This window comes from Gordonia otitidis NBRC 100426 (assembly GCF_000248075.1).
GTDB lineage: Bacteria > Actinomycetota > Actinomycetes > Mycobacteriales > Mycobacteriaceae > Gordonia > Gordonia otitidis.
Window position 1 is genome coordinate 1 of record NZ_BAFB01000195.1, and the last position, 23,081, is coordinate 23,081.

A 23,081-nucleotide genomic window follows, 5' to 3' on the forward strand; every position below is an offset into this window, starting at 1 on the left:
CACTAGCCGACGGTGATCGCGTCGAGTCGCTCCCGGATGAACTCGCCGCCGACGACGGGCGGGCGACCAGCCACCTTGCCGACCGGGGGCTCGAGCGGTGTCACCACGGCGTCGTGGTTGAGCTCGTAGAAGAAGATCAGAGAGACCAGGTCCTCCTCGGGAGCGTCGGCCTGCGGAGGCAGCACGCGGTGCCTGCCCGCAGGCCACCGTCCACCCGACCAGTATTCGAGGAGGTCGCCGATGTTGACCGTCAGCGCCGACGGATCGTACGGCGCGTCCGCCCAGCCACCCTCGTCGCTGTAGACCTGCAGCCCGCCCGCGCCGGGTTCCCGGTCGAGGATCGTCACCGTACCGAAATCGGTGTGCGGGCCGATGCGGAACTGGCCGGGTTCCGGCTCGCCCACGTCGGTCAGCGGCGGATAGTGATTGATGTTCGAGGTCCAGGTCGCCGAACCCGCGAGATCGCGAAAAGGGTTGTCGCTGCCCGAGAGACCCAACGACGCAGCCATCAGCGCGAGTAGATCGTCGGACAGTTTCTTGCAGGCGGCCGTCCAGGCCGTGAACAGCTCACGGAGGCGCGGCGCCTCGGCAGGCCACACATCGGGAGCAAACCAGTAGTCGTCGACCTCGGCGATGCCGACCCGGGTCTGCGCGCCCGAGTTATAGGTCTCCTTGAGATCGGGTGGAGTCTCGGTGCCCTCGGAGGAGCCGTTGGCCTCGAGTCCCGGGCCGATCCACCCACGACCGCCGACTCCAACGGCGTACTGCTGCTTGACTTCTGGTGGCATGGCGAAGAACTCTCGGGCGGCAGCCCGTAGTGCTGCCGGTAACGCGGGATCGATGCCGTGCCCGGTGACGAGCAGGAAGCCCGCCTTCTGCAGCGATTCGTCGACCGCAGCACAGACGGCGTCGGCACCGGCACCACCTTCTCGCCACTGCGACAGGTCGACCGTCAGGATCGGACTCCGTTCGGTCACAGGACCGTTCCCCTCTTCTCCGAACGCGCTTCACGCACGCCGCCGTCGACGACGCCGATGTCTTCGTTCCACAACGCGGGATGATCCGCGATGAAGTCCGTCATCATGCCGACGCACCGCTCGTCGTCGAGAATCGTCACGTCGACGCCGAGGTCGCGCAACCACTCCTCGCCTCCGGCGAACGTCCGGTTCTCGCCGATCACGACGGCACCGATCCCGAATTGTCGGATCAGCCCGCTGCAGTACCAACACGGCGCCAGGGTGGTGACCATGATCGTCGACGAATAGTCACGTTGCCTCCCGGCGGCGCGGAAGGCGTCCGTCTCGCCGTGCACGGACGGATCGTCATGTTGCACGCGTCGATTGCGTCCCTGCCCGAGCAGCGTGCCGTCGGCGCTGAACAATGCTGCACCGATCGGGATGCCGCCCTCGGCGAGGCCGGTCTGCGCCTGCCGGTAGGCGGTGTCGATGAGAGATGTGGTGTCCACGGTGATCGCCGCACCGATGTGTGGGGTCATGTTCTGACTGTGCGCGCCCCGACCGTCGGGTTCAACCGACAGTCCGTCGTGTCGCGCGCAGACGACTACGTGCATATCGTCTCCTCATGCACGCACGCACCGTCGGCGAGCCGGTCACCGACTCGCAGCATATCGACAACTCTCACAAATCGGCGCCGTCGTTACGGCGCATCATCGACGACATCCTGGTGGGCGGCAACCCGCGGGTCCTCACGGCGCACGATCGCCTCGATCGCCCGGTGAGCTGGGTTCATTCGAGCGAGATCTACGAGATAGGGCCACTGCTCGCCGGCGGCGAGCTACTGCTGACCACAGGGCTCGGACTTGCGGGCCTCGACGCCGGGACGCGCCGTCACTACATCCGCGATCTCGCCGAGCGTGGCGTCGCCGGACTGGCATTCGAGGTGGGCCGGAGCTTCGACGAGATCCCAGACGAGGTGATCCGGGAGGGCTCCGCGCGCCGACTACCGATTGTCGAACTCCGACAGGTGGTGCCGTTCATCGAGATCTGTCGCGCGGCGAACACGGCGATCGTGTCCACGGAGGTGTCCGATCTGCGTCTGCGCGGCGCGCTGGATGCCGTTTTGCACGACGACATGGCGTCGAGTGGCGGTGTGGCCCGCATGCTCGAGCACATCTCCGACGCCGCACACTGCCCCATCGTGCTCGTCGGCTCGGGTGGCGCCCTCATCGCCGCCCACGGCGTCGACGACGATCGATCGGCGTGGCGGGCCGTCGACGAGCAGATCGCGTCCGTCCCGATCGTCGCCCGTGGGCGTCACATCGCTCGTCTCTTCGCCGGACCCGCCGGCGTGTCAGCGCACGCTGCGCGTGCCGGCGTGTCGGCGCACGCTGCGCGTGCCGAGGGGTCAATGGCACGCCACCTGGTGGCGATGTTGCTCGAGTGCGCGAGCGGGCCGCTCACTGCCGCACTGGTGCGGGCGGGCAGCGGACGATCGGCGGTGGGTGCACGGCTCATCGAAGAGTTGCTCGCGGCCCGGCCAATCAGACGTGCCGATCTGTTCGCGCGCCTGTCGGGATCGGGTGTCCCGGTGTCGGCGTCGGCGCACATCGTTCCTGTAACGGTGGAGTCACCGGACCCGCGCATGGCCGAGAACGCGCTCGTGCGGGCCGCATCAGGGCTCGGCGGCGCCGTGTACGAGACTGTCGACGCGACGGTTCACGGCCTCGTGGTCGTCCCTTCTGCTACCGACGAAGCCGACCCGCACGCCGACGCTGTCGACTGTGTCGCAGCGGCTTTCGAGCAGATCGGAGCCCACGGCGGTCGAGTGACGGTCGTGGTGGGTCACTCGTGTCCGACCATCGACGCCGCACCGGGCCCCGCCTTGTCGCTCGCGGTCGCGGCATCGTTGCGCACCTGCGCCGAACGGCTGGGCGCCGCAGTCGAATCGGCGCGCACCAGCGGTTCCGCGCGCAGGGTGTTCACCGCACGGGCGCTGGCCGCCGATGCCGCGGCCCGAACCATCGCAGCAGACGTCCGCGACGAACTCCTCGCACTTGTCGAACCGTTGATGGCACACGATCGCGCACAGTCGACGCGCCTCGCCCACACACTCGACACCCATCTGCGTAACGGATGCAGCGCCACCCGCTCGGCCCAGGCGTTGCACATCGGCAGGCAGAGCCTGTACCAACGACTCGACCGCATCCGCACCGTACTCGGTTTCGACCCCACACAACCCGATGTGTACGGATCGGTCATGATGGCCTTCGCCGTCTCCCGCGCCGAGTGATCGAGTGCCAAACGAGCTCAGGCGTAGGCGCGCTGGGATTCCTCGACGGTCCTGCGCGCGAGGATCAGGTAAGCGACAAACGCAATCGCGAACCCGACGAAGGCTCCGATGTCACCCAATTCGGGGACCGCTCGCACGACGTATCCGACGAACTTCTCCTGGTTGCAGAACAGCAGCACCGAGCCGACGAGCGCGATCACGAACGCCGCGAGCCCGCCCCAGTTGACGTACCGGGTGTCGTACAGAAGATTCAGTGACGGCTTCTCCTTGCGGAGCAGACGGTCGGCGAAGACCACTCCGAGCCACGGACCGATCCAGTAGGCGACCAACAGCAGGAATGCCTCGTACGACGCCGCGGCGTCGGCAAGCGCCCACCACGCGACGAGGAATCCGACGACGCCGAACAACACCGTCACCAGCGCTCGCTGGGTGTTCATGGGCATTTTGAAGCCCATCGTCACGAAGGCCATCGCACCCGAATAGACGTTGATCGCATTGGCGGCGACCGCGCCGACGGCAATGGCGAGCAGCGTGAGGTCGGCCACCAGTGTCGGCAGGTTGGCGGTGAACGCTGCTGTCGGATTGTCCGACGCCGCCGGGCCGATCGTCACCGACGCCGCTCCGACGAGCATCAGGACGGTGCACGACACGAACAGACCCAGCGAGGCGTACAACCCGGTCTTCGCCCGAGAGACCGTGGGCGGTAGGTACCGCGTGTAGTCCGCGGCGTAGGGCGTCCATCCGGCGGTGTAGCCGAAGGCGGCGCCGACGGTCAGCCAGAATCCGGACATCGAGAAACCCCCACCCGATGACGGGGGCGCGTCGAGATGAGACTTGCTGAAGATGATGACGGCAGCGATCAGGAAGACGACCGCGAGGATCGGTGCTGCGATGCGTTCGAAGCGCTGCACGAGGTTGTGTCCGAAGAACGCGAAAGCGGTCTGCACGATGACGATGATGATTAGCCCGACGAGAGGCGTGAAGCCGAACAGCGTCGACAGCGCGAACGCACCGCTGGCGCTGTTGGTGGCGAACCAGCCCACACCGCACATGACCGCCATGAACGTGGCGGGCAGGATGTTTCCGCGATAGCCGAAGGCCAGCCTGCCGAGCACCATCTGCGGCACGCCGTGCAGCGGACCGTCGGCCGACAGCAGGTAGTGCGCGACGGCCGCGAGGCCATTACCCAACACCATCGCGACGACGGCCTGCCAGAACGACAGCCCAAACACACCGACCGACAGGACGCCGACGAAGATCGTCGCGAACTCGAGGTTGGGTGCCGTCCATGTCCAGAACAACCCGCGCGGTGACCCGTGCCTGGCCTCGACCGGGATCGGCTCGTTGCCACCCGGTTCGACGGCGAGGACTTTGTTGCCGTAGTTCAACTGCGAGACGGTGGCCTCGTCGTCGGTGGGTACATCAGTGCTCATGGCCGATACTGTCCTGCCTCACACCCCGCGGAGCAACCGACGAAGTGTCTGTTGCACGGGCACTTGAGCGCGACAGATCGACGCAGCGAGCAGTCTCGGCGCCCCGCCCGTGACCCCCCGCTCAGTCGACGCAGGGAATGTCGGCGCCACTGTTGACCGCATCGCCCGAATCGGGAGCAGGTCCGTCGAGCGAGGCCGTCGTTTCGTCTTCTGCAGGGTCACTGGGCGCCGCACTCGTCGACGTCGCGCCCGCGGCGTCGGCGCTCGCTCCCGATGGCACGTCCTGTGTGTCGGTGCTGCCCGACGGCCGCGATGAACTCGACGGCGCCTGCATCCCGAAGGCCGTCTGGATCTGTGCGCGCACCTTGGCGACGTCGATGATGTTGACGTCCTGTCCGTCGACCGTGTCGTAGCGCTCGACGGGGAGAGTGCGGAAGCTGATGCGCTGATCCGACGGCGCGAGCATCTGTTGACCCCACGACATCAGATCCCAGCCGTCGGAGAGCACGACGTCGTTGTTGAGCGCGCTGGTCAGTCGGTTGAGCTTGCCCGGATCGGTGAGCATTCCTGTGCTCTGCAACTGATGTGTCACAGACAGGAGGAATGCCTGCTGTCGATGTGTGCGATCGAGGTCACCGTTGTCGAGGCCGTGGCGCTGCCGTACGAATGCCAGCGACTGCGAGGCGTTCAGGTGCTGACGTCCCGCGGGAAACCGTGCGCCCGAATATGAGTCGCGCACCGAATGATTCAGGCAGACGTCGATGCCGCCGAGAGCCTTGGCGATGTCGTAGAAGCCGACGAGACTGACCTCGGCGAAACGGTCGATCGGTACCCCGGTGAGTTGGCGTACCGTCTGGATCGTCTCGGCCCGCCCCGCCTCGCGACCACGCGACTCGAGTGTGGCCTGGTCGGTGACACCCTGGTTGGTCAACTGGTCCTCGACCATCGCCTTCTTGCGGCCGTACGCCTCTTTGATCTTGGCCTGGCTGACGTCGAGTCCGTCGACGTCGACGAGATCGTCGCGAGGTATGGAGAAGGCGACGATGTTCTTCTTGTCGGCGGGGATGTGGACGAGGATCAGGGTGTTGGTGTTGTAACCGCCCTCATCGCCGTCTCCTGCGTGCAATTGCTTGAGGATATCGGGCGGCAGATTGTTGCCGTCACGGTCTTTGCGTGTGTCGAGTCCCATCAGCAGGATGTTCTCGGCTCCGCCCGCCGATGCCGGACCGCCCGCCAATGCCCCCGAGCGACCGAATCCTCCCGCGACGTGGGTCGCGGTTCCCCACGCGAGCCCGACGACACCGAGGATCGCCACCGAGCACAGCGCGACCGCCACTCGTCCGATGCGGAACAGCGACGACCGGCCTCGCGGAGGAGTGACCCGGCCCCTTCGGACCGTCCGCCTCGGAATGTCGGGCGCGTCGGTGACCGCCGGAATGGGTTGGGTCAGGTCGTCGGCAACTCCCCAACGCCCGGTGCGGCTCTGCGCCGGGAAGCTCTGGGGTGGCATGCCCTCCGAAGCGGAATCGCGACGCCGCGAGCGCGCAGCCACCTCGCCTGCGGTCAACCGCCCGCCGTCGGGTCCGCGGAACTGCCGACGGCCGGGGGCGCCGTGTCCAGGAGGATCGCGGTGAGCATGACCGCGCGACATTCCCTCCTGCTCCATCCGTTTCGCCTCTCTCGTTTCGTTGAACCTCCGACACCGTGACCGGCATCACAGGAGCGGCGCGGACTCCCCCACCCCGACTGGGCAACGTTAGTGATGACGCCTGTGAGAGCACTGAGTACTCGACGATCGGGGCGGAACGGACACGCGGAAGCGGTAGGTGGCACCGCATTTCGTTGCTCACAGCGACCTGGCAGCGGAGCCTCAGCCATACCTCAGTGGATCCGTCGCACCATCGACGTCGTGACCACAGCTTCCCGCGCTGCCGACTTCGGCGCGTCTCCCGCACGCCAGTCGATCGAGAACGTCGGCATCAGCCCGGACGACATCCCCCTCCCCCGGGCGACAACCCGGGAGCGGGTCGCATTCGTTGCACTGCTGGTGGGCACCGCGGCGCTCTACCTGTGGAACATCACCGTCAACGGGAACGCCAATACGTTCTATGCCGGCGCGGCATGGGCGGGCTCCCGCAACTGGGAGGCCCTGTTGTTCGGGTCCGTCGATCCGTCGAACTTCATCACCGTCGACAAACCGCCGGTGTCGCAATGGATCATGGGTCTGTCCGGACAGGTCTTCGGATACTCGTCGGCGAGCATGCTCGTCCCCGAGGCCGTGATGGGAGTGGCTTCGGTGGCACTGCTGTATGCGACGGTGACACGCGTCTCAGGCCGTACGGCCGGGCTCATCGCCGGTGCAGCACTCGCGCTGACGCCGGTGGCAGCCATGATGTTCCGGTTCAACAACCCCGACGCCGCGATGGTCCTGCTCATGACCGCGGCCGCTTACTGCACCGTGAGGGCGACGTCACGAGCGAGCATGCGATGGCTCGTGTTGGCCGGCGTCGCCCTTGGCTTCGCCTTCCTCGCAAAGATGCTCGAAGGACTGATGGTGTTGCCGGCCCTGGGCTTCGTCTATCTCTTGGCCGCGCCGACTTCGTTGGGCCGCCGTGTGTGTCATCTGCTCGCCGCGACGCTGGCATTGGTGGTCTCGTCCGGGTGGTACGTGCTCCTCACACTCCTGTGGCCCGCGTCGTCACGGCCCTATCTCGCGGGCTCGACGGACAACAACTTCATGAATCTCGTCCTCGGTTACAACGGGCTCGATCGGATCGCGGGTCACGGTGGCGGCCATTCCCCTGCGCCCGCCGACATGGAGCAGCTGGCACGAGAGAATCCTGCTCTCACAGGGGGATTCGGGGGCGGGATGTTCGGTAGCGCACCCGGGATCACACGACTGTTCGGCGGCGAGTTCGGCGCGGAGATCTCGTTCCTGCTCCCGTCGGCACTCGTTGCCTTCGTCGTCGTGCTCGTGCTTCGCGGGCGCACGCCACGCACCGATCTCGTCCGCGCGGGTGCGCTGCTCTTCGGCCTGTGGTTGTTGGTCGACGGAATCGTGTTGTCCTACATGAGCGGAACGGTCCACCCCTACTATTCACTGGCGATCGCGCCACCGGTAGCTGGTCTGGTCGGTATCGGGGTCGTCGAGGCCTGGCGCGCCCGATCCTCGGCGATCGTGTGGAAGATGATCACCGCGCGCGTCGGGTTGGCAGCGATGATCGTCTCGGGCGGCATCTGGGCGTTCGCGCTTCTCGACCGCGAGCCGTCGTGGTTTCCCTGGCTGCGCTGGGCGTGCTCATCGTCGCCGTTCTCGCCGGAGTTCTCGCCGTCGTGCCCATCACCGCGCGTCGACCCGTCGCGGCAATCGCCACTGGATGCGGTGTCCTCGCAATCCTCTCGGCGCCCGCAGCGTTCGCGATCAACGGCGACACCGTGGCGCACACGGGCGGCAGCCCATCGGTGTTGCCAGGCCACCTGGGTTCGAGCGGCTCGGCGATCACTCATTCGGCGGCCTATCCGACGCACAACCGCGCCGGTGGTGTCTTCGAGAGCACAGATCGACAACGGGGTGGGTTCGGCTCGGCGCCGGATTCGCCTGCGCTTGACCGGCTACTGGCATCGAGCACCGCACGGTGGGCTGCCGCCACCAGTCGTACGTCGACGGCGGCTGCGCTCGAACTCGATGCGCGCGTTCCGGTGATGGGAATCGGCGGGTTCTCGAACGACCCCACGCCCACGCTGGCGCAGTTCCAGAAGTATGTGGCCGACAACGAGATCGGCTACTACGTCGTCGCCGCGGGCGGACCGGGCTCGGCAGATCGCGCGCCGTCCGGCAGCACCTACACCCACGGCGCGGGCGGATCACGCAGCGGATCGGTGACCGTACCGATTCAGCAATGGGTGGCGAGCCACTACACAGGCCACACCGTCGGCGATTACACCGTCTACGACCTGAGTCCGGGCACGAGACCCACCGAGTCGTCGACGTCGGTCCACACAGCAGCCGCGCAACAGCAGCGCGGCCGGCCGATGCCCGCGTCGCAGTCCGGATATCGGCATCGTTTCCATCACCTGGCACGCAACTGAGGAGAAGACCGGTGTTTTGTCAGCAAATTCAGAGTTCCGCCATGCCCATGCTCTCAGTCGTCGACGGCAGTGTGGTCCCGTGAACAGCAACACTCCCGACGAGCCGAACACCTCGCCGATCCCGCCCGTCAACGAGGGCGGCGACGAGACCCGCGCCGCATCCGCGTCGGCCCCGACGTCCCCGTGGCACAGCGCACCGTATGGGCACCCGTACGGCACAACGACGTACCCCACCACCGCATATCCGACTCCACCATCGGAGCCAACGGCACCCCGACGCACCCGCGGGATCGCCAAACCCGTTGTGGCGACAGCAGTCCTGGCCGGTTTGGTCGGCGGGCTGGTCGGAGTCGGCGGGTATGCGCTGCTCGACCACGGATCGTCGTCGAACGCCCCCGTCATCGCTTCCGCGCCTGCGGCGGCGACCAACGCCGCTGACGCACAGCCGGGTTCGGTCACCTATGCCGCGCAGGTTGCGTCGAAGTCGACGGCCGACATCAAGGTGTCGACGACTCAGGGCGCAGCGGTCGGTAGTGGCATCATCCTCTCACCGGACGGTTACGTGCTGACCAACAACCACGTCGTCAACGGGGTCGGCAGCGGCGCCAGGATTCAGGTCACCACACCGGACGGCAAGACGTATCCCGCCACTGTGAAGGGCACCTCGCCCTCGTACGACATCGCCGTGATCAAGCTCGACGGCGCGTCGGGACTGACACCGGCGACCATCGGCGATTCGGGTTCACTTCAGGTCGGTCAACAGGTCGTCGCCGTCGGGAGTCCGGAGAACCTCTCCAACACCGTGACTTCCGGGATCGTGAGCGCATTGTCGAGGACCGTCACCGCGGGCGACGAACAGGGCAGCTCCGTCACGGTCTACAACGGGCTCCAGACCGACACCCCGATCAATCCGGGCAATTCCGGTGGGCCGCTGGTGAATCTGCAGGGACAGGTCATCGCGGTGAACTCCGCGGTCGACACGGGACAGAGCAGTAGCGGCGGACCGCAGGCGTTCGGCCTCGGCTTCGCCATTCCGATCAACACGGCCAAACGCATCGCGAACGAGTTGATGCAGGACGGCCACGCCACGAAACCTGTTCTCGGGGTGTCGGGTTCACTCGCGTCGAGTGACGAGTCGGTCAACGGCGCCACGGTGCGGTCGGTGCAGTCGGGCGGCCCGGCAGCCGATGCCGGTATCAAGAACGGCGACACGATCACCAAGATCGGCAACGCCACCATCAGCAACTACGCCGACCTCATGGCGCAGATCCTCACGCATGCACCGGGCGAGACCGTCCCCGTCACCGTGAGTTCCGGCGGCCAGACCAAGACGGTGCAGTTGACGCTCGGCAGCACCGTCGACAAGGAACAGACGACGATCTCCGAGCAGGGCAGCAATCCTGACGGCAGCGGCTCGGGTGGCGGTTCTGACGACGGGTCCGGTGGGCGCTCTGGTCAGCGACTTCCCTTCGGTTTCGGACTGCCGTGACACTGACGAGGCCGCGTAAAGAGCACGTAAGGAAAATGCTCACATGCGAAGACGATCGTCGGTGAGAGAGCTGTTACCGGAGCGGACGTGCCAGGTAATCGCAGCGCAAAGCCACCGGACTGGACTGTGGGTACCCAGCAGGGCCCACATCGACACGGAGACTTTCCATGCCAGACCTCTTCTCCCCTTTCACCCTGAAGGGCGTCACACTGCGCAATCGCATCGTGATGTCCCCGATGACCATGTACTCGTCGCAGGACGGGCAGATGGGCGACTATCACGTCAGTTATCTCGGCGCACGCGCGTCGGGCGGCTTCGGGCTGATCTTCCCAGAGCAGATCGCCATCACCCCTGACGGCAGAACCACCACGGAGTGCGCAGGAATCTGGTCCGACGATCAGATCGAGGGACACCGGCGCGTGACCGACATCGTCAAGCGATTCGGCGCGGTACCCGCCATCCAGCTCGGCCACACCGGTAGGAAGGGCAGTGAGGTCGCGCCACACAGGAGCTATCCGGGCTACCCGGGCAACTCCCAGCTGCCTGCCGACCATCCGAACGGCTGGCAGTGCGTTGCGCCCTCGCCCATCCCGTACGGTGGCGACCACCACTGGCCGGTGCACGCGCTCACCGTCGACGAGATCAAGGCACTTCATCGTCGCTACGCCGACGCAGCACGCCGCGCCCTCGACGCCGGATATCAGTGGCTCGAAATGCATTATGCGCACGGCTATCTGGGTGCAGAGTTCTTTTCTCCGATCGCGAACCGGCGCACCGACGAGTACGGCGGTTCTCTCGAGAATCGAGCACGATTCCACCTCGAAGCGCTCGACGCAGTCCGCGCGGTGTGGCCCGAGGAGTACCCGCTCACAATGCGTCTCGGCGCCGATGACCTCAATCCGGCCGGTACGCAGTTCGAGGACGCCGTGACCGCGATCGGGTGGATGAAGGATCACGGCCTCGACCTCGCCGACATCTCGCTCGGTTTCAACACCGACGACATGGTCGATCCGCCGATGGGTCGCGAGGCGTTCATGGTCGAGATGACCAACAGGGTGCGGACCGAGGTCGGAATCCCGGTGGGCACCAGCTGGAACCTGGGCATTCCTGAGACTGCCGACCGCGTGATCCGTGACGAGCTCGTCGACCTCGTGTTCCTCGGTCGGCCGGCGCTCTCCAACCCGCATTGGCCGGTGTGGGCCGCTCGTGAACTCGGGCACGCCGCACCGTTCGACCTGGTGCCCGACGATTGGCGCTGGTGGCTGCAGAATTTCCGCGGCTACGATGCGAGCATCGGGCTGCCGCCCGCGAAAGAAGCGGCCCCGCGCCTGCGTTCCGCGTGAACTGGCGGGTGCCGACGCCGTGAGGCGTCGGCACCCGCTTCGCGCATCCGGTCAGGAGGCCCGTCGAGCCATGATGATCGCGTTGTCCACAGCGGCGCCACCGGTGTCGTTGTTGAAGTAGACGAAGACGTCGTCGGAAGAGTCGAAGGCAGCCCGCAGCCGATCGAGCCAGCTGTCGATCGCGCGCGGACCGTACGCCGGCCGCGGTGAGGCCAGACCGGAATGCATTCGGAGATAACCGAAGTCGGCGGTTCGCCAGAGCGGGGTCAGTACCCGACTGTCCCGGTCGGCCCAGCACAGCGCGGCGTTGCGATGCTCGAGCACCTCACGGACCTCATCGACCCACCACGAGGTGTGACGTGGTTCGACGACGACCCGCACCGAGTCCCCGAACTCCGCCAAGGTGGCGTCGAGCGCATCAGGGTCTACGGCCAGGTTCGGCGGTAGCTGCAGCAGAACGGGCCCGAGGTGCGCGCCGAGCGCGTCAGCACGGCCCAGGAAGCGCGCCACCGGTTCTGCAGGATCTTTCAGCCTACGCACGTGGGTGAGATACCGACTCATCTTGACCGATACCAGAAACCCCTGCGGCAGCACCTCATCCCACCCCTCGAATGTCGATCGTTCGGGGAGCCGGTAGAAGGTGTTGTTGACCTCGACGGTCGAGAACTTCTCCGCGTAATACTCGAGCCAGCGGCGTTGCGGCAGTCCGGTCGGATAGAAGTGGCCGCGCCAGTCCTTGTACTGCCAACCGGAGGTACCGACGTGAAAGGTCATGGTGCGTCGACTCTGTCAGACATAGCGGCGTGCGATGTCGACCACCTGGCCGCGATACCCACCGCCGAACACCACCGCATGCATGAGCACCATCGACAGGTAGTGGAGCGGTACGCGGTCACGCCAGCCGTCGGCAAGCGTATGAATCTGCTCGTAGCCACCGAGAATGCGATCGAGATACGGGCAGCCGAAAAGAGCAAGGGCTGCGAGGTCGGTCTCGCGATGACCCACGTGCGCCGACGGATCGATCAGCACACAACCTTCCGGTGACCACATCACATTTCCCGACCACAGATCTCCGTGCAGTCGCGCCGGAGCGTCGTCGGTGTCGAAGTCCCCCTCGCGCAACCGCTCACAGAGCTGTTCGACGAGGCGTGCGTCGTTGCCGCGCAGTCCGCTCTCGGGCAGCAGCGGCATGAGTCTCTCGTCTGCATACATCGCACCCCAGGAGTCGTGGCCGACCAGCGAGAGGTCGAGGAGGTGTTCGTTGGGACCCTGGTATCCCGCGCCCTCCCAGCCCGGCGGCCCCTCGCCCCAGCGCGCAGCCCCGTCGAGGGTGTGCGTGATGGCGAGCCGTCGACCGAACTCCGTTGCGGCGTCGGCACTCGGTGAGGTTGAGGCGACGCGACGCTCGGTCAGCGTCGTGTCGTCGATCGACACCACCTCGACGACGGCGGCGCCGCCGGACTCCATCGGTTCTGCGAGCCACCGCAGACCTGCGACCTCCCAGCGAGCCGGGCGTCCGGAGGTGTGTTTGGTGAACGTGGAGGAGGGCATGTCTCCTTGATACCCGCGCCGCCCGGTGATCGCCTCGGCCCGGCAGAACTCAGTCGCGGTATCTGGCGAGATACACCAGGTCATACGGACCGGTGTCGCGTCTGCGGATCTCCCGATAGCCCATGCGTTCATACAACCGTATGTTGGCGACGCTCCGCTCGCCGGTGAAGAGTTCGACGCGCGTCACATTCTCGGGTATCACCGAATCCACCGCCGCGAGCAGACGTGTCCCCATCCCGCGTCCCTGCATGTCGGGAGCGACGACGAGGCGCATCACCTCGGCGACATCACGGTCGACGCGAATCCGCATCGACGCCACCAACCGGCCACCGACACGGATCCCCCACGCGTGCACTGCAGAATTCGACAGTTCGGTGAGCAGGTCGAGCAGCGATTGTGTCAAGGCGGGCAGAGAAACGTCGTCGTGCAGTTGGGCTTCCGTCACATACGCCGCTCGCTGCAACGTCAACAGTTCCCCAGCATCGGTGATCGTCAGCTCGACGACGTCGGCATCATTCACCGACTTCGCGCCACTGTCACTCTCACGAGGGTTCACGCATGACACCCAGATGCCGCACCGACCCCGACAGTCCCGGAAGCTCTTTCACCGGAGTCCAGGTGTTGAGGCCGTCGGTACTGTCGGAGTAGAGGTACCTACCCGACTTGTAGGCATCGAGGTAGATCCGCCAGGCGCCGCTGGGCAACTGGATCACCGCGGGCCCCTCGACGAATGTTCCCCAGTCACCCGGCGAAATGAACCGGTACGGACCGTACAGCGACGACGACACCGCATGTTGCACCACCTTTTTCGTCTCGTTCTTGGTGAACGCGTGATACGTCGCACCGACCTTCACGACGGTGGTGTCGATGTGGTCGGCACCAAGCCCCGCCAGCGGTATGGGCGGGCCCCACACCCGCAACGAGGAATCGAGTGCGGTCATGACGTAGGGCACGAATCCACCGCCGGTCGACATCGAGAAGATCACGTTGACCCGCCCGCCCTCGACGAACCAGTCCGGCGCCCATGCCTTGGTGGTGAACGGCGAGAGCGACGGGCCGTCGGACGAGCCGGCAGAACCGGACGAGCCCGGCCCGCTCGACGAGCCGAACCCCTTGCCGTCACCGGTGCCGGGCAGAAACGCACAGCAGAGCGGAACCGGCCAATTCTCGAGGAATGTCCAGTGCACCCGGTCGCGGCTGCGCGCGAGCCCGATGTTCGCGCCGTCGACCGTCGTATAGGTGACGTAGTAGTAACCGTCGGTGTGGCGGAAGATGCTGGGATCGCGCACACGCCCGGTCGGCGGCCGATATGCCGGTTTTGCCACCGGCGTGAAGGTGGCGCCCTCCGCGGAGGTGTACACGTCCATGTACACGTCGCTTGTGTTGCTGAAGGCCACCATCGTGTACTGCCAACCCGCCGCGGCACTGCTTCCCGCGCCCGAGAACACCAGTCCCACGACGGCCAGCAGCACCACCGCCATGGCTGAGAACGTGAATCGCCTACCTTGGGTCACCGCTGCAGTATCGGCGACGCGGAACTCGATGTGTACCCACTGAGACAAATCGTTATCGAGGGTAGTTCTGAGACCCTCATCGGCAAAGGCGTGTCCTGTCCGCGATTCGGCGCGGCCAGTGTGCTGTGGACTCTGCGCACGGCACACGGAATGACAGTACGGAAAACTGCGACACGGGACTGCAAATGTGCGCCAGAATCGCACGGGCCACAGCGGGATACGACGGATCACTGCTATCTGTAGCAGCGGCATATACACCGCAAAAGCGCTGTCTGTCTTGGCTATTGGATCTTCAGAACTCCCCTTCGCCAAGCGCACGCGTCGACCGATGCAGGAGCACCACGTGATCACCAAGCACTCCCCTCTCGGCGTCATCGATTCTGGCGTCGGAGGCCTGACCACCGTGGCCGCGCTGTCCAAGCTGTTGCCCGGCGAGAATGTGATCTATTGCGGGGACAACGGGAACGCCCCGTATGGAAACCGCACCGGCGCCGAGATCGTCGAACTCACTTCACACATGCTGCGTTACCTCGCCAATCGAGGCGTGAAGATGGTGGCGGTGGCATGCAACACCATCTCCACGACGTTCGATCTGCCGGAGTTCGGTGGATATCAGGACCAGTTCGGCGTCCCCGTCCTGTCCATCGTGCGAGCGGCGGCCGAAGATGTTGTGCATCTGCGCTACCAGTCGGTGGGCGTCATTGCGACCGCGTTCACGATCGCCTCACGCTGCTACCCCACACTCATCGACGAACTCGACCCCGATATCGCTGTGTTCGGCGAACCCAGCGTCAACCTGGCCGCGCTGATCGAGCAAGGAGATCTCACCAGCGCCGCCATTGATACCGAGGTCACCAACCACCTCAACGACCTGCTCGACGCCCACTCGGTCCGCGACATCGTGCTCGGCTGCACGCACTATCCCATCCTGCAACCGTTGTTCGAGGCCAAAGCACCCCACGTCGCCTTCATCAACCCGGCCAAGGACCAAGCGCGTGATGTTCGATTGCAGCTCGTCAAGAGCGGGCTCCTCCTGCACGGATCCCACGACACCGTCGGCACTCTCGAGATCAACACCAGCGGCACCCGGCCCGTCTTCGACACCGTGCTCAACGAACTCGGCATCACTCGCGATTACACACTGACCGAACACGTCGACTATGCATCTGTTTCCGCGTCCTGACCTGACGCGTTCCTCGGTACCGATGTGATGCTCCCCTTTGCTGAACACACCACACTGCGCTCTGCCATTCTGGACTCGGACGGGAAAGCCGACGAAAGGGGCTCACCCATGCTCCGGTCTGGACTCGATCCTGAACTCGTGAACCAGTGGCGCAGACGAATCGGGCCTGTGGGCGCGCTCGGACCCCACCGGTCGATCCAGGTGCGTTCGCGCGGCCGTCAGGGTATCGACCTCTACCTGCCTATCGTCGAATTCGATGCGGAGGTTCCGGAGGACTTCGAGCAGATCGCCTACTGGCGGCCCCTCGGGTCGATCTTCACATTCTGCTATCTGCAGACGCCGGTCCGGACGCTGAGAACCGCGGCGCGCATTCGTGAGTGTCCGTCCAACTTTCTGGTGCTGGCCAGCATTTCGACCGGACTCACCACCGGCACCGCCAACGGACACGACTTCCGCGCGCGAGCCGGCGAGTTGTCGATCACCGACAGCCGCCTACCCTACGATCTCACTACTCACAGCACTTCCGAGGTGACCGGGATCTGGATACCGACCGACATGCTCGGTGACGACATCGCTGCCGGAGCGACCGTCGCCCCCAACCCCGCCGACACGGTGCTGACGCGAGCATGCACCGGACTCGTGACACGTTTCGCCCTCGACGCCGTCATCGGCGGGATCGACGTCGACGCCGCTGCCGAGCAGAACATCATCGATGTCGTGCGGATGCTGCTCAACCAGCACACCAGCCGACATCAGACCTTGCGCGAGCAACCGGTTGTCCTGCGAGAAGCGATCGACGGCATGATCGACCGAAACTTTCGGAACCCCACGTTCACTGCCGACACCATCGCGACGCACCTGCACATCAGCAAACGCCATCTCTACCGACAACTCGCTGACCCGGATCAACCTTCACTGGCGGATCGGATCGCCGCTCGGCGACTCGAGTGGGCCCGTGGCCAGCTCGAAAAACCGGGACAAGCTCGGCTCGGCGACATCGCCCACTCTGCGGGGTTCTCCTCGACGGCCACTTTCCGAAACCGATTCCGAGCGAAGTACGGCCTCACCCCCGACGAGTACCGACGCCATCACTGTGCTCAACCCGTGCACCCCAGCTGATCGGGCAAGCGAGGGACTCACGCCCTATTGAGTGCGATCGCAGCCTGAACAAGCGCGACGAAGGAATCGGCGTCGAGATCGTCGTTCTCCTTGATGTCGATCGCGCGTCTGGTTCCGGCGGTGAGGCTCGCGTTGAACACCTGCGCGGGATCGGGCAGCGACGCACCCTTGGCGAAGGTGAGCTTGATCTTGTCCTTGTAGGTCTCGAGCGTGCAGATCAGTCCATCGGCCGAAAACGTCGGCACACCATCTGGATTCGACGGCTTGCGCCACTTGATCTCTTCGACGATGTCGGGGTCGGCCCGCATGATCAGTGACCGCATCTCGTCGACTCTGGATTCACGCCAATCGCCTGTCATATCGCTCACGGTAGCTGCTCTGACGAGCTGGTCGTGCGCTTGCGCAGGTCTTGAGCGAACATCACGATGATGCCGCTCGGTCCGCGGACGTAGCTGAGCCTGTACACGTCCTGATAGTTGGCAACTCCCCGCAGCGGGTGGCAGCCGTGGCGCGCAGCGACGGCAAGCGCGTCGTCGATGTCGTCCACCGAGAATGCGACGCGGTGCATGCCGATCTCGTTGGGGAGCGTCGGCGAGGTAGCAATCGCCTCCGGATGGATGTACTCGAAGAGCTCGAGGCGGCCGGTGCCATCCGGTGTCGCCAGCATCGCGATCTTCGCGTGATTGCCGTCGAGCCCGACTGCGGTGTCGGCCCATTCGCCACTGACCTCGTCGCGACCGAGGACGGTGAGGCCGAGGTCGGTGAAGAAGGCGATGGCGGCGTCGAGGTCGTCGACGGCGATGCCAACGTTTTCCAGTGCTATTGCCACGTCTCGGACGCTACCGGGCGTGACGGACATCGGACCCGACTTCGGTCAGGCGACGGATCGCAACGACATCGATCGACGAATACGGCGACATGTCCGACGCCGACGGTCGGCGCGGCACGTACTCGCGGGATGGCCCGTGCGACACTGCGAAGGTGCCCGATGGAGTTGGGAGCGAGAGCAGAGCTCTGAAGACCAGCCTCACGGCCACCGCAGTGCTCGGCGGTGGAGCGGTGATCTGGGGCGTGATCAGCGGCTCGAGTGTGGTGTTGTTCGACGGCATCTACATGCTCGCGGGAATCGCGCTCGTCGGGACGTCGATGGTGGCCGCGCACGCCGCGGCCTCACCGCCGAGCGTCGAGTTCCCGTTCGGCAGACACGGTGCGACGGCGCTCGCGGTCGCGCTGCAGGGCACGGCGCTCATCGCGACTCTCACCTATGGCGTCGCCGACGCCGTGTCGGTGATCATCGCGGGCGGCTCCGACGCCGATCCCGGATCGGTGGCCCTCTACGGTGTCGTCTCGGCCGTTCTGTCGCTGCTTGTCGTCGTGCTGCTGACTCGCCCGGCACGGTCGTCACAGTTGGTCCGAGCTGAGCTCGTCGGCTGGCGCGCCGGCACCCTGATGAGCGTCATGGTCGCGATCGGCGGTGGTATCGCCCTCGCACTCCGACATCACGGCGCCGCATCGGCGGCCGCCTACGTCGATCCGACGCTGGTCCTGATCGCTTCGGCAGCCATCGCCCCGATGGCGGTCAAGCTCGCCCGACAGGCCATTCGCGAACTGATGGAGGCCGCTCCTCCCGACGAACTGAGCGCGATCATCGAGCAGGCCGCTGCCGAGGCCACAGAGCACTTCGACCTCGCTGACCCGGTCATTCGCGCCACTCGACTCGGGCGGCGTCTCTACGTGGAGGTCGATTACCTTGTGGCGCCCGGCGTCTGGCGAGTCGAAGAGGAAGATCAGGTTCGCCGCTTCATCGTCGACAGACTCGCCTCCACCGAACATGAGGTGTGGGCGACGGTGGAACTGTCCACCGACCGCTCACTCATGGAGGACTGACCGGAGGGTCTGCGCATCCCGTCTGCGCCTGGATCGTGCGGATCGTCGTGCCCAGGATCCCGCGGCACAGCAGTCCAGGCCCGAGAGGACCTGACGAATCGGAGCCGAGCGATGGAAGTCGACGTAACGCCGACCGCTCCTCCTCCGTCAACTCCTCTATCTGCCAACGGATCTCGGCATCCACTGCTTGCGGATCGTCGGGATTCGCAAGTCCCACCGCCTTCACCGCATACGCTGCGGCACCCAGTGCGTGCGCGCCCATGTGGGCGACCGCGGATGCCTGCGCGACCGACCGGGCGGCGGCCGCACCCGCGGGTGTGGTCGCCTGCTTCGCGGCCGTCACCGCCTGCATCCGCTTGGCGATCTCCTCGGCAGCCGTACTGTCGCCGTCGGCATACGCGCGGGTCCTGGCGACGGCGTCGCGAATCGCATTCTGCGCGTTAGCGTCGGCATCGAACAGCGAGACAACCCGCTCCGCACACGCGACCGCCCACCGTGCGAGCAAGCGACGGTCGGCGTCGTCGAGTGTCTGCGCCGACTTCACAGAGCACATTCGTCGACGGACGTGCTGCGGTACCTGGTCAGCACGTCCGCAGGGATATGGCAGGAGTCCTCGGGGAAGCGAGCGAGTCGGTGCTGATGTTCTTCCGCGCTGCGCACGTAGTTGGCGAGAGGCAACGTTTCGACGACGACGAGTTCGGCGTCGTCTCTCGCGGCGATGAACTCTCGCGCCTGCTGCAGATGCGTCGGGTTGTCGGAATACACGCCGGTCCGGTACTTCTCGCCGACGTCTGGGCCCTGCCGGTTCACGCTGTGCGGGTCGATGATCTCGAAGAGATACGCCATCAGTTGCGCGACGCTCACGACCGTCGGGTCGAACCGGGCCCGTACACATTCGGCATAACCGTCGTACTCACCGTCGAGCGACTGCCCGACGCCGTTCGCTCGTCCAGCCTCGGTGAAGAGCACCCCCGGCAACGTCGAGACGAAGGCCTGAACGCCCCACAAACAGCCGCCCGCCAGATAGATTTCCTCGGTCTCGCCCACGTGCCGATGCTACGACGCGTTGTGGATCGTCGACGCTGCAGCGCTCGCCGCCGCGGCATGCATAAATGTCACGGAGGCGTGGGCATCGACCGGCCCCGCACGCTTCCGACACGTAGCCGGACGGCTACACGGTGAGTCGAGGGTCGACTGCTTCGGGCTCTGGCCCCGCGCCGCGGAACGTCATGTGGAGGATCGGGTAGGGGCGACCCTGATCGTCCAGCTCGCTCCTACCGACAACGATGAAACCACGTCGGCGGTAGAAGTCGACCGCCTGCGAATTCTGCTCGTTGACATCGACGGTTCGCACGCCGCACTGCGCGACGACGAACGAGAGCAGACCGGTACCGATCCCCTGGCCGAGGTGCCGCGCGTCGACGAACAGCATCTCGAGGCTCTCCCCCGAGACTCCGGCGAACCCGACTGGGAGACCATCCAAATCGGCAACGTGCAGTTCGACGTGCGGCAGGTAGTCGGAGGCCAGGTGTGACTGGATCTCGTCGCGGTCGGCCTCGGCGAGGAAATCGTGTGTGGCGTCGACAGCACTGCGCCAGATCGCCACCAGGCGCGGGTACTCCTCCGGGCCTGCCGCCCGACGGATCACCGTCTGGGCTACGTCCTTTGAAGCGGTCACTTCCTCTTGGCTCAGACGTTGAACCGGAACTCCACGACGTCCCCGTCGTGCATGACGTAGTCCTTGCCCTCCATGCGCACCTTGCCCGCGGCCTTGGCGGCCTGCATCGAGCCGGCGGCGTCGAGGTCGTCGAACGATACGATCTCGGCCTTGATGAAGCCCTTTTCGAAGTCGGTGTGGATGACGCCTGCCGCCTTGGGTGCGGTGTCGCCCTGGTGAATCGTCCACGCGCGCGACTCTTTCGGCCCTGCGGTGAGGTAGGTCTGCAGCCCGAGTGTGTGGAATCCGGCGCGTGCCAACGAACGCAGACCCGGCTCGTCCTGCCCGATGGAGTCGAGCAGTTCCTGGGCGTCGGCCTCGTCGAGTTCGAGTAGTTCGCTCTCGACCTTGGCGTCGAGGAACACCGCGTCGGCGGGAGCGATGGCGGCCTTGAGCTCGGCCTTGCGGGCATCGTCGGTGAGGATCGACTCGTCGGCGTTGAACACGTAGAGGAACGGCTTGGCCGTCATCAGATGCAGTTCACGAACCGACGCCAGATCGAACGAATCCTTCTGCGAAAACAGGGTTTTGCCGGAGTCGAGGATCGCCTGGGCCTTCTTCGCGGCCTCGAGGACCTCGGCCTGGTCCTTGTTCTTGCGGGCTTCCTTCTCCAGCCGCGGGATGGCCTTTTCAAGCGTCTGCATGTCGGCGAGGATCAGCTCGGTCTCGATGACCTCGATGTCGGCGAACGGGTCGACGCGGCCGTCGACGTGCACCACGTCGTCGTCGGCGAACACGCGGACAACCTGACAGATGGCGTCGGCCTCGCGGATGTTGGCGAGGAACTGGTTGCCCATGCCCTCGCCCTCGGAGGCGCCCTTGACGATGCCCGCGATGTCGACGAACGACACGGTAGCCGGCAGGATGCGCTCGCTACCGAAGATCTCGGCCAGACGCGCGAGGCGCTTGTCCGGAAGCTCCACCACTCCGACGTTGGGCTCGATCGTGGCGAACGGATAGTTCGCTGCGAGGACGTCGTTGCGGGTCAGTGCATTGAAGAGGGTGGACTTGCCGACGTTGGGAAGTCCGACGATGCCGAGGGTGAGACTCACGGGTGTCCAGTCTACGGGGAGCTGCGCCTGGTCCCGAGGGCGGTCAGTCCGACTCGTTCTCGTCCTTGGATGCACCGTCGCCGCCACCGGCGGAACGGGTCGAGGAAGACGCCGACGTATCGGCGTCGGGCGGTAGCGAATCGTCGGGAACCCCGACGCTTTCGGTTACCGGCGCACCCTGTGGCGGGAGTCTGTCCCCTGCACGTTCAGCGATCTGCTCGTTCAGATAACGCAGCACGACGGTGAACGTGGCCGCAGCGGGGACCGCGAGAAATGCGCCGGTGATGCCGAAGATCGATCCGCCGAGGGTCACGGCCAGCAGCACGATGACGGCGTGCAGGTTCATCGACTTCGCCTGTAGCCACGGCTGCAGCACATTTCCCTCGAGTTGCTGGACGCCGATGATGATGGCGAGCACGATCAGGGCGGTGGTCAGGCCGTTCGACACCAGCGCGATCAAGACGGCGAGCGCTCCGGCGACGAATGCGCCGACGATCGGGATGAAACCGCCCATGAAGGTGATCACCACGAGCACGCCGGCCAGCGGCACCTGCAGAATGAACAGCCCGATACCGATGAAGGTGGCGTCGACCAGACTCACGATGGCCTGCGTGCGGATGAATCCGCCGAGCGTGCTCCACATTCGGCGCAGCACCTCGCTGATGTGCGTCGCAGACGGCTGCCCGACGGTGCGGTCGATCCACGGCGTGAACTTCGGCCCGTCCTTGAGGAAGAAGAAGACCAGCACGATCAGGGTGAACAGCGTGACCAACAGCGACGTCGCCGTCCCAACACCGCTGAACACACCCGATGCGATCGTCGCAGAACTCGACTGCAGTTTGCTGATGATGGCGTGGACCGCGTTGTCGATCTGCTCGTCGCGGATGTTCAACGGCGGCCCCTGCGCCCAATCCTGCAGCCGCCGCAGACCGTCGGTGGCGCGCGCAGCCAACTCGGGAGCCTGCCGAACCACCGAAGGAACGATGAGAGCGATCACCGCTGCGACGACACCGATCGCGATCACCATCATGAGCAGCGCCGCCGCCGCAGGTGGAACCCCCTTGCGACGCAGCCACCCGACCGGCGGCCAGAGCACGGTGCAGACGATGATCGCGAGAAGCACGGGCAGCAGGACCACCCACAGCTTGCCGACCACCCACAGCAGCACCCACACCGCGGCCACGACGAGAACCGACTGCAACGCGACGATCGCGCACTCACGCAGTCCCTGCCGCAGGACAGCCATCCGCGTCGGATATGTCTTCTCGGCCCCGCTGTTGCCAACAGCGGCGTTGCCGACACCGGAACTCCCGGCTACGACCTTCTCGCCGGTGGCTGGGGAGTCGGTTGCACTCGGATCTGTCGCGGGTTCAGAGGCGGCGGGAACGTCATCGGACGAAGCAGTCACGCGATGATCCTCACACGAGCGGGTCCGCTCGCGCGAAAAGCCGTCCG

21 protein-coding genes and 1 pseudogene are annotated in these 23,081 nt (G+C 65.7%); 7 read left to right on the plus strand and 15 right to left on the minus strand.

Going from position 1 to position 23,081, the window contains the following annotated elements; all coding sequences use genetic code 11:
• Positions 1–2: 2 nt before the first annotated feature.
• Positions 3–977, minus strand: coding sequence for an isopenicillin N synthase family dioxygenase (locus tag GOOTI_RS19130; protein ID WP_007240252.1), 975 nt, complete (start codon positions 975–977; stop codon positions 3–5).
• Positions 974–1,495: a nucleoside deaminase gene (locus GOOTI_RS19135; protein ID WP_007240253.1), complete on the minus strand. Its 522-nt coding sequence runs from the start codon at positions 1,493–1,495 to the stop codon at positions 974–976. Before GOOTI_RS19135 ends, GOOTI_RS19130 begins: the two co-directional genes overlap by 4 nt.
• 86 nt (positions 1,496–1,581) lie before the next feature.
• On the opposite strand from GOOTI_RS19135, the gene GOOTI_RS19140 reads away from it, so the two are divergent.
• Positions 1,582–3,249, plus strand: coding sequence for a PucR family transcriptional regulator (locus GOOTI_RS19140; RefSeq protein ID WP_007240254.1), 1,668 nt, complete (start codon positions 1,582–1,584; stop codon positions 3,247–3,249).
• Positions 3,250–3,266: 17 nt separating this feature from the next.
• Here the strand turns inward: GOOTI_RS19140 and GOOTI_RS19145 are convergent, their stop codons facing one another.
• Entirely contained in the window at positions 3,267–4,682 is a 1,416-nt protein-coding gene (locus GOOTI_RS19145; protein WP_007240255.1) for a purine-cytosine permease family protein, read from the minus strand.
• 121 nt (positions 4,683–4,803) lie between these two features.
• A complete protein-coding gene (locus tag GOOTI_RS19150) occupies positions 4,804–6,348 on the minus strand; it encodes an LCP family protein (RefSeq protein ID WP_007240256.1) in 1,545 nt (514 codons plus the stop codon).
• A gap of 243 nt (positions 6,349–6,591) precedes the next feature.
• On the opposite strand from GOOTI_RS19150, the pseudogene GOOTI_RS19155 reads away from it, so the two are divergent.
• From GOOTI_RS19155 to GOOTI_RS19165, 3 genes and pseudogenes are all read left to right on the plus strand, one after another.
• A pseudogene (locus GOOTI_RS19155) lies at positions 6,592–8,771 on the plus strand (ArnT family glycosyltransferase).
• Between the two features lie 79 nt (positions 8,772–8,850).
• A complete protein-coding gene (locus GOOTI_RS19160; protein ID WP_007240259.1) occupies positions 8,851–10,260 on the plus strand; it encodes a S1C family serine protease in 1,410 nt (469 codons plus the stop codon).
• Positions 10,261–10,427: 167 nt separating this feature from the next.
• On the plus strand, positions 10,428–11,603 hold the full coding sequence (locus GOOTI_RS19165; RefSeq protein WP_007240260.1) for an NADH:flavin oxidoreductase/NADH oxidase: 1,176 nt from the start codon (positions 10,428–10,430) through the stop codon (positions 11,601–11,603).
• 51 nt (positions 11,604–11,654) lie between these two features.
• Here the strand turns inward: GOOTI_RS19165 and GOOTI_RS19170 are convergent, their stop codons facing one another.
• From GOOTI_RS19170 to GOOTI_RS19185, 4 genes are read right to left on the minus strand one after another with little or no spacing between them, the layout of a single operon-like run.
• Positions 11,655–12,377, minus strand: a complete 723-nt coding sequence (locus GOOTI_RS19170) for a DUF72 domain-containing protein (RefSeq protein WP_007240261.1) — start codon at positions 12,375–12,377, stop codon at positions 11,655–11,657.
• A 15-nt stretch (positions 12,378–12,392) separates the two neighbouring features.
• A complete protein-coding gene (locus GOOTI_RS19175) occupies positions 12,393–13,154 on the minus strand; it encodes a fructosamine kinase family protein (RefSeq protein WP_007240262.1) in 762 nt (253 codons plus the stop codon).
• A gap of 49 nt (positions 13,155–13,203) precedes the next feature.
• Entirely contained in the window at positions 13,204–13,710 is a 507-nt protein-coding gene (locus GOOTI_RS19180; protein ID WP_007240263.1) for a GNAT family N-acetyltransferase, read from the minus strand.
• Entirely contained in the window at positions 13,697–14,668 is a 972-nt protein-coding gene (locus tag GOOTI_RS19185) for a glycoside hydrolase family protein (RefSeq protein ID WP_233425540.1), read from the minus strand. Before GOOTI_RS19185 ends, GOOTI_RS19180 begins: the two co-directional genes overlap by 14 nt.
• A gap of 343 nt (positions 14,669–15,011) precedes the next feature.
• Between GOOTI_RS19185 and murI the strand changes: the two genes are divergently transcribed.
• Positions 15,012–15,851 (plus strand): glutamate racemase, encoded by an 840-nt coding sequence (murI, locus tag GOOTI_RS19190; RefSeq protein WP_007240265.1) that lies wholly within the window; start codon positions 15,012–15,014, stop codon positions 15,849–15,851.
• A gap of 108 nt (positions 15,852–15,959) precedes the next feature.
• A complete protein-coding gene (locus GOOTI_RS19195) occupies positions 15,960–16,970 on the plus strand; it encodes an AraC family transcriptional regulator (protein WP_007240266.1) in 1,011 nt (336 codons plus the stop codon).
• A 17-nt stretch (positions 16,971–16,987) separates the two neighbouring features.
• Here the strand turns inward: GOOTI_RS19195 and GOOTI_RS19200 are convergent, their stop codons facing one another.
• A complete protein-coding gene (locus GOOTI_RS19200; protein ID WP_039994370.1) occupies positions 16,988–17,329 on the minus strand; it encodes a DUF1801 domain-containing protein in 342 nt (113 codons plus the stop codon).
• A 5-nt stretch (positions 17,330–17,334) separates the two neighbouring features.
• Entirely contained in the window at positions 17,335–17,799 is a 465-nt protein-coding gene (locus GOOTI_RS19205) for a VOC family protein (protein ID WP_039994378.1), read from the minus strand.
• A 152-nt stretch (positions 17,800–17,951) separates the two neighbouring features.
• On the opposite strand from GOOTI_RS19205, the gene GOOTI_RS19210 reads away from it, so the two are divergent.
• Positions 17,952–18,857: a cation diffusion facilitator family transporter gene (locus GOOTI_RS19210; protein ID WP_233425541.1), complete on the plus strand. Its 906-nt coding sequence runs from the start codon at positions 17,952–17,954 to the stop codon at positions 18,855–18,857.
• Here GOOTI_RS19210 and GOOTI_RS19215 read toward each other — a convergent pair.
• From GOOTI_RS19215 to GOOTI_RS19235, 5 genes are all read right to left on the minus strand, one after another.
• A complete protein-coding gene (locus GOOTI_RS19215) occupies positions 18,844–19,410 on the minus strand; it encodes a putative immunity protein (protein ID WP_233425542.1) in 567 nt (188 codons plus the stop codon). The genes GOOTI_RS19210 and GOOTI_RS19215 overlap by 14 nt on opposite strands.
• Positions 19,398–19,904, minus strand: coding sequence for a peptide-methionine (S)-S-oxide reductase (locus GOOTI_RS19220; protein WP_007240271.1), 507 nt, complete (start codon positions 19,902–19,904; stop codon positions 19,398–19,400). The genes GOOTI_RS19215 and GOOTI_RS19220 overlap by 13 nt, the downstream gene beginning before the upstream one ends.
• Before the next feature lie 124 nt (positions 19,905–20,028).
• Positions 20,029–20,535 (minus strand): acetyltransferase, encoded by a 507-nt coding sequence (locus GOOTI_RS19225; RefSeq protein WP_007240272.1) that lies wholly within the window; start codon positions 20,533–20,535, stop codon positions 20,029–20,031.
• An 11-nt stretch (positions 20,536–20,546) separates the two neighbouring features.
• The gene (gene ychF / locus GOOTI_RS19230) at positions 20,547–21,626 is read right to left on the minus strand and encodes a redox-regulated ATPase YchF (RefSeq protein WP_007240273.1); all 1,080 of its coding nucleotides are present in this window, start codon (positions 21,624–21,626) and stop codon (positions 20,547–20,549) included.
• Between the two features lie 43 nt (positions 21,627–21,669).
• On the minus strand, positions 21,670–23,034 hold the full coding sequence (locus GOOTI_RS19235; protein WP_007240274.1) for an AI-2E family transporter: 1,365 nt from the start codon (positions 23,032–23,034) through the stop codon (positions 21,670–21,672).
• Positions 23,035–23,081: the final 47 nt, after the last annotated feature.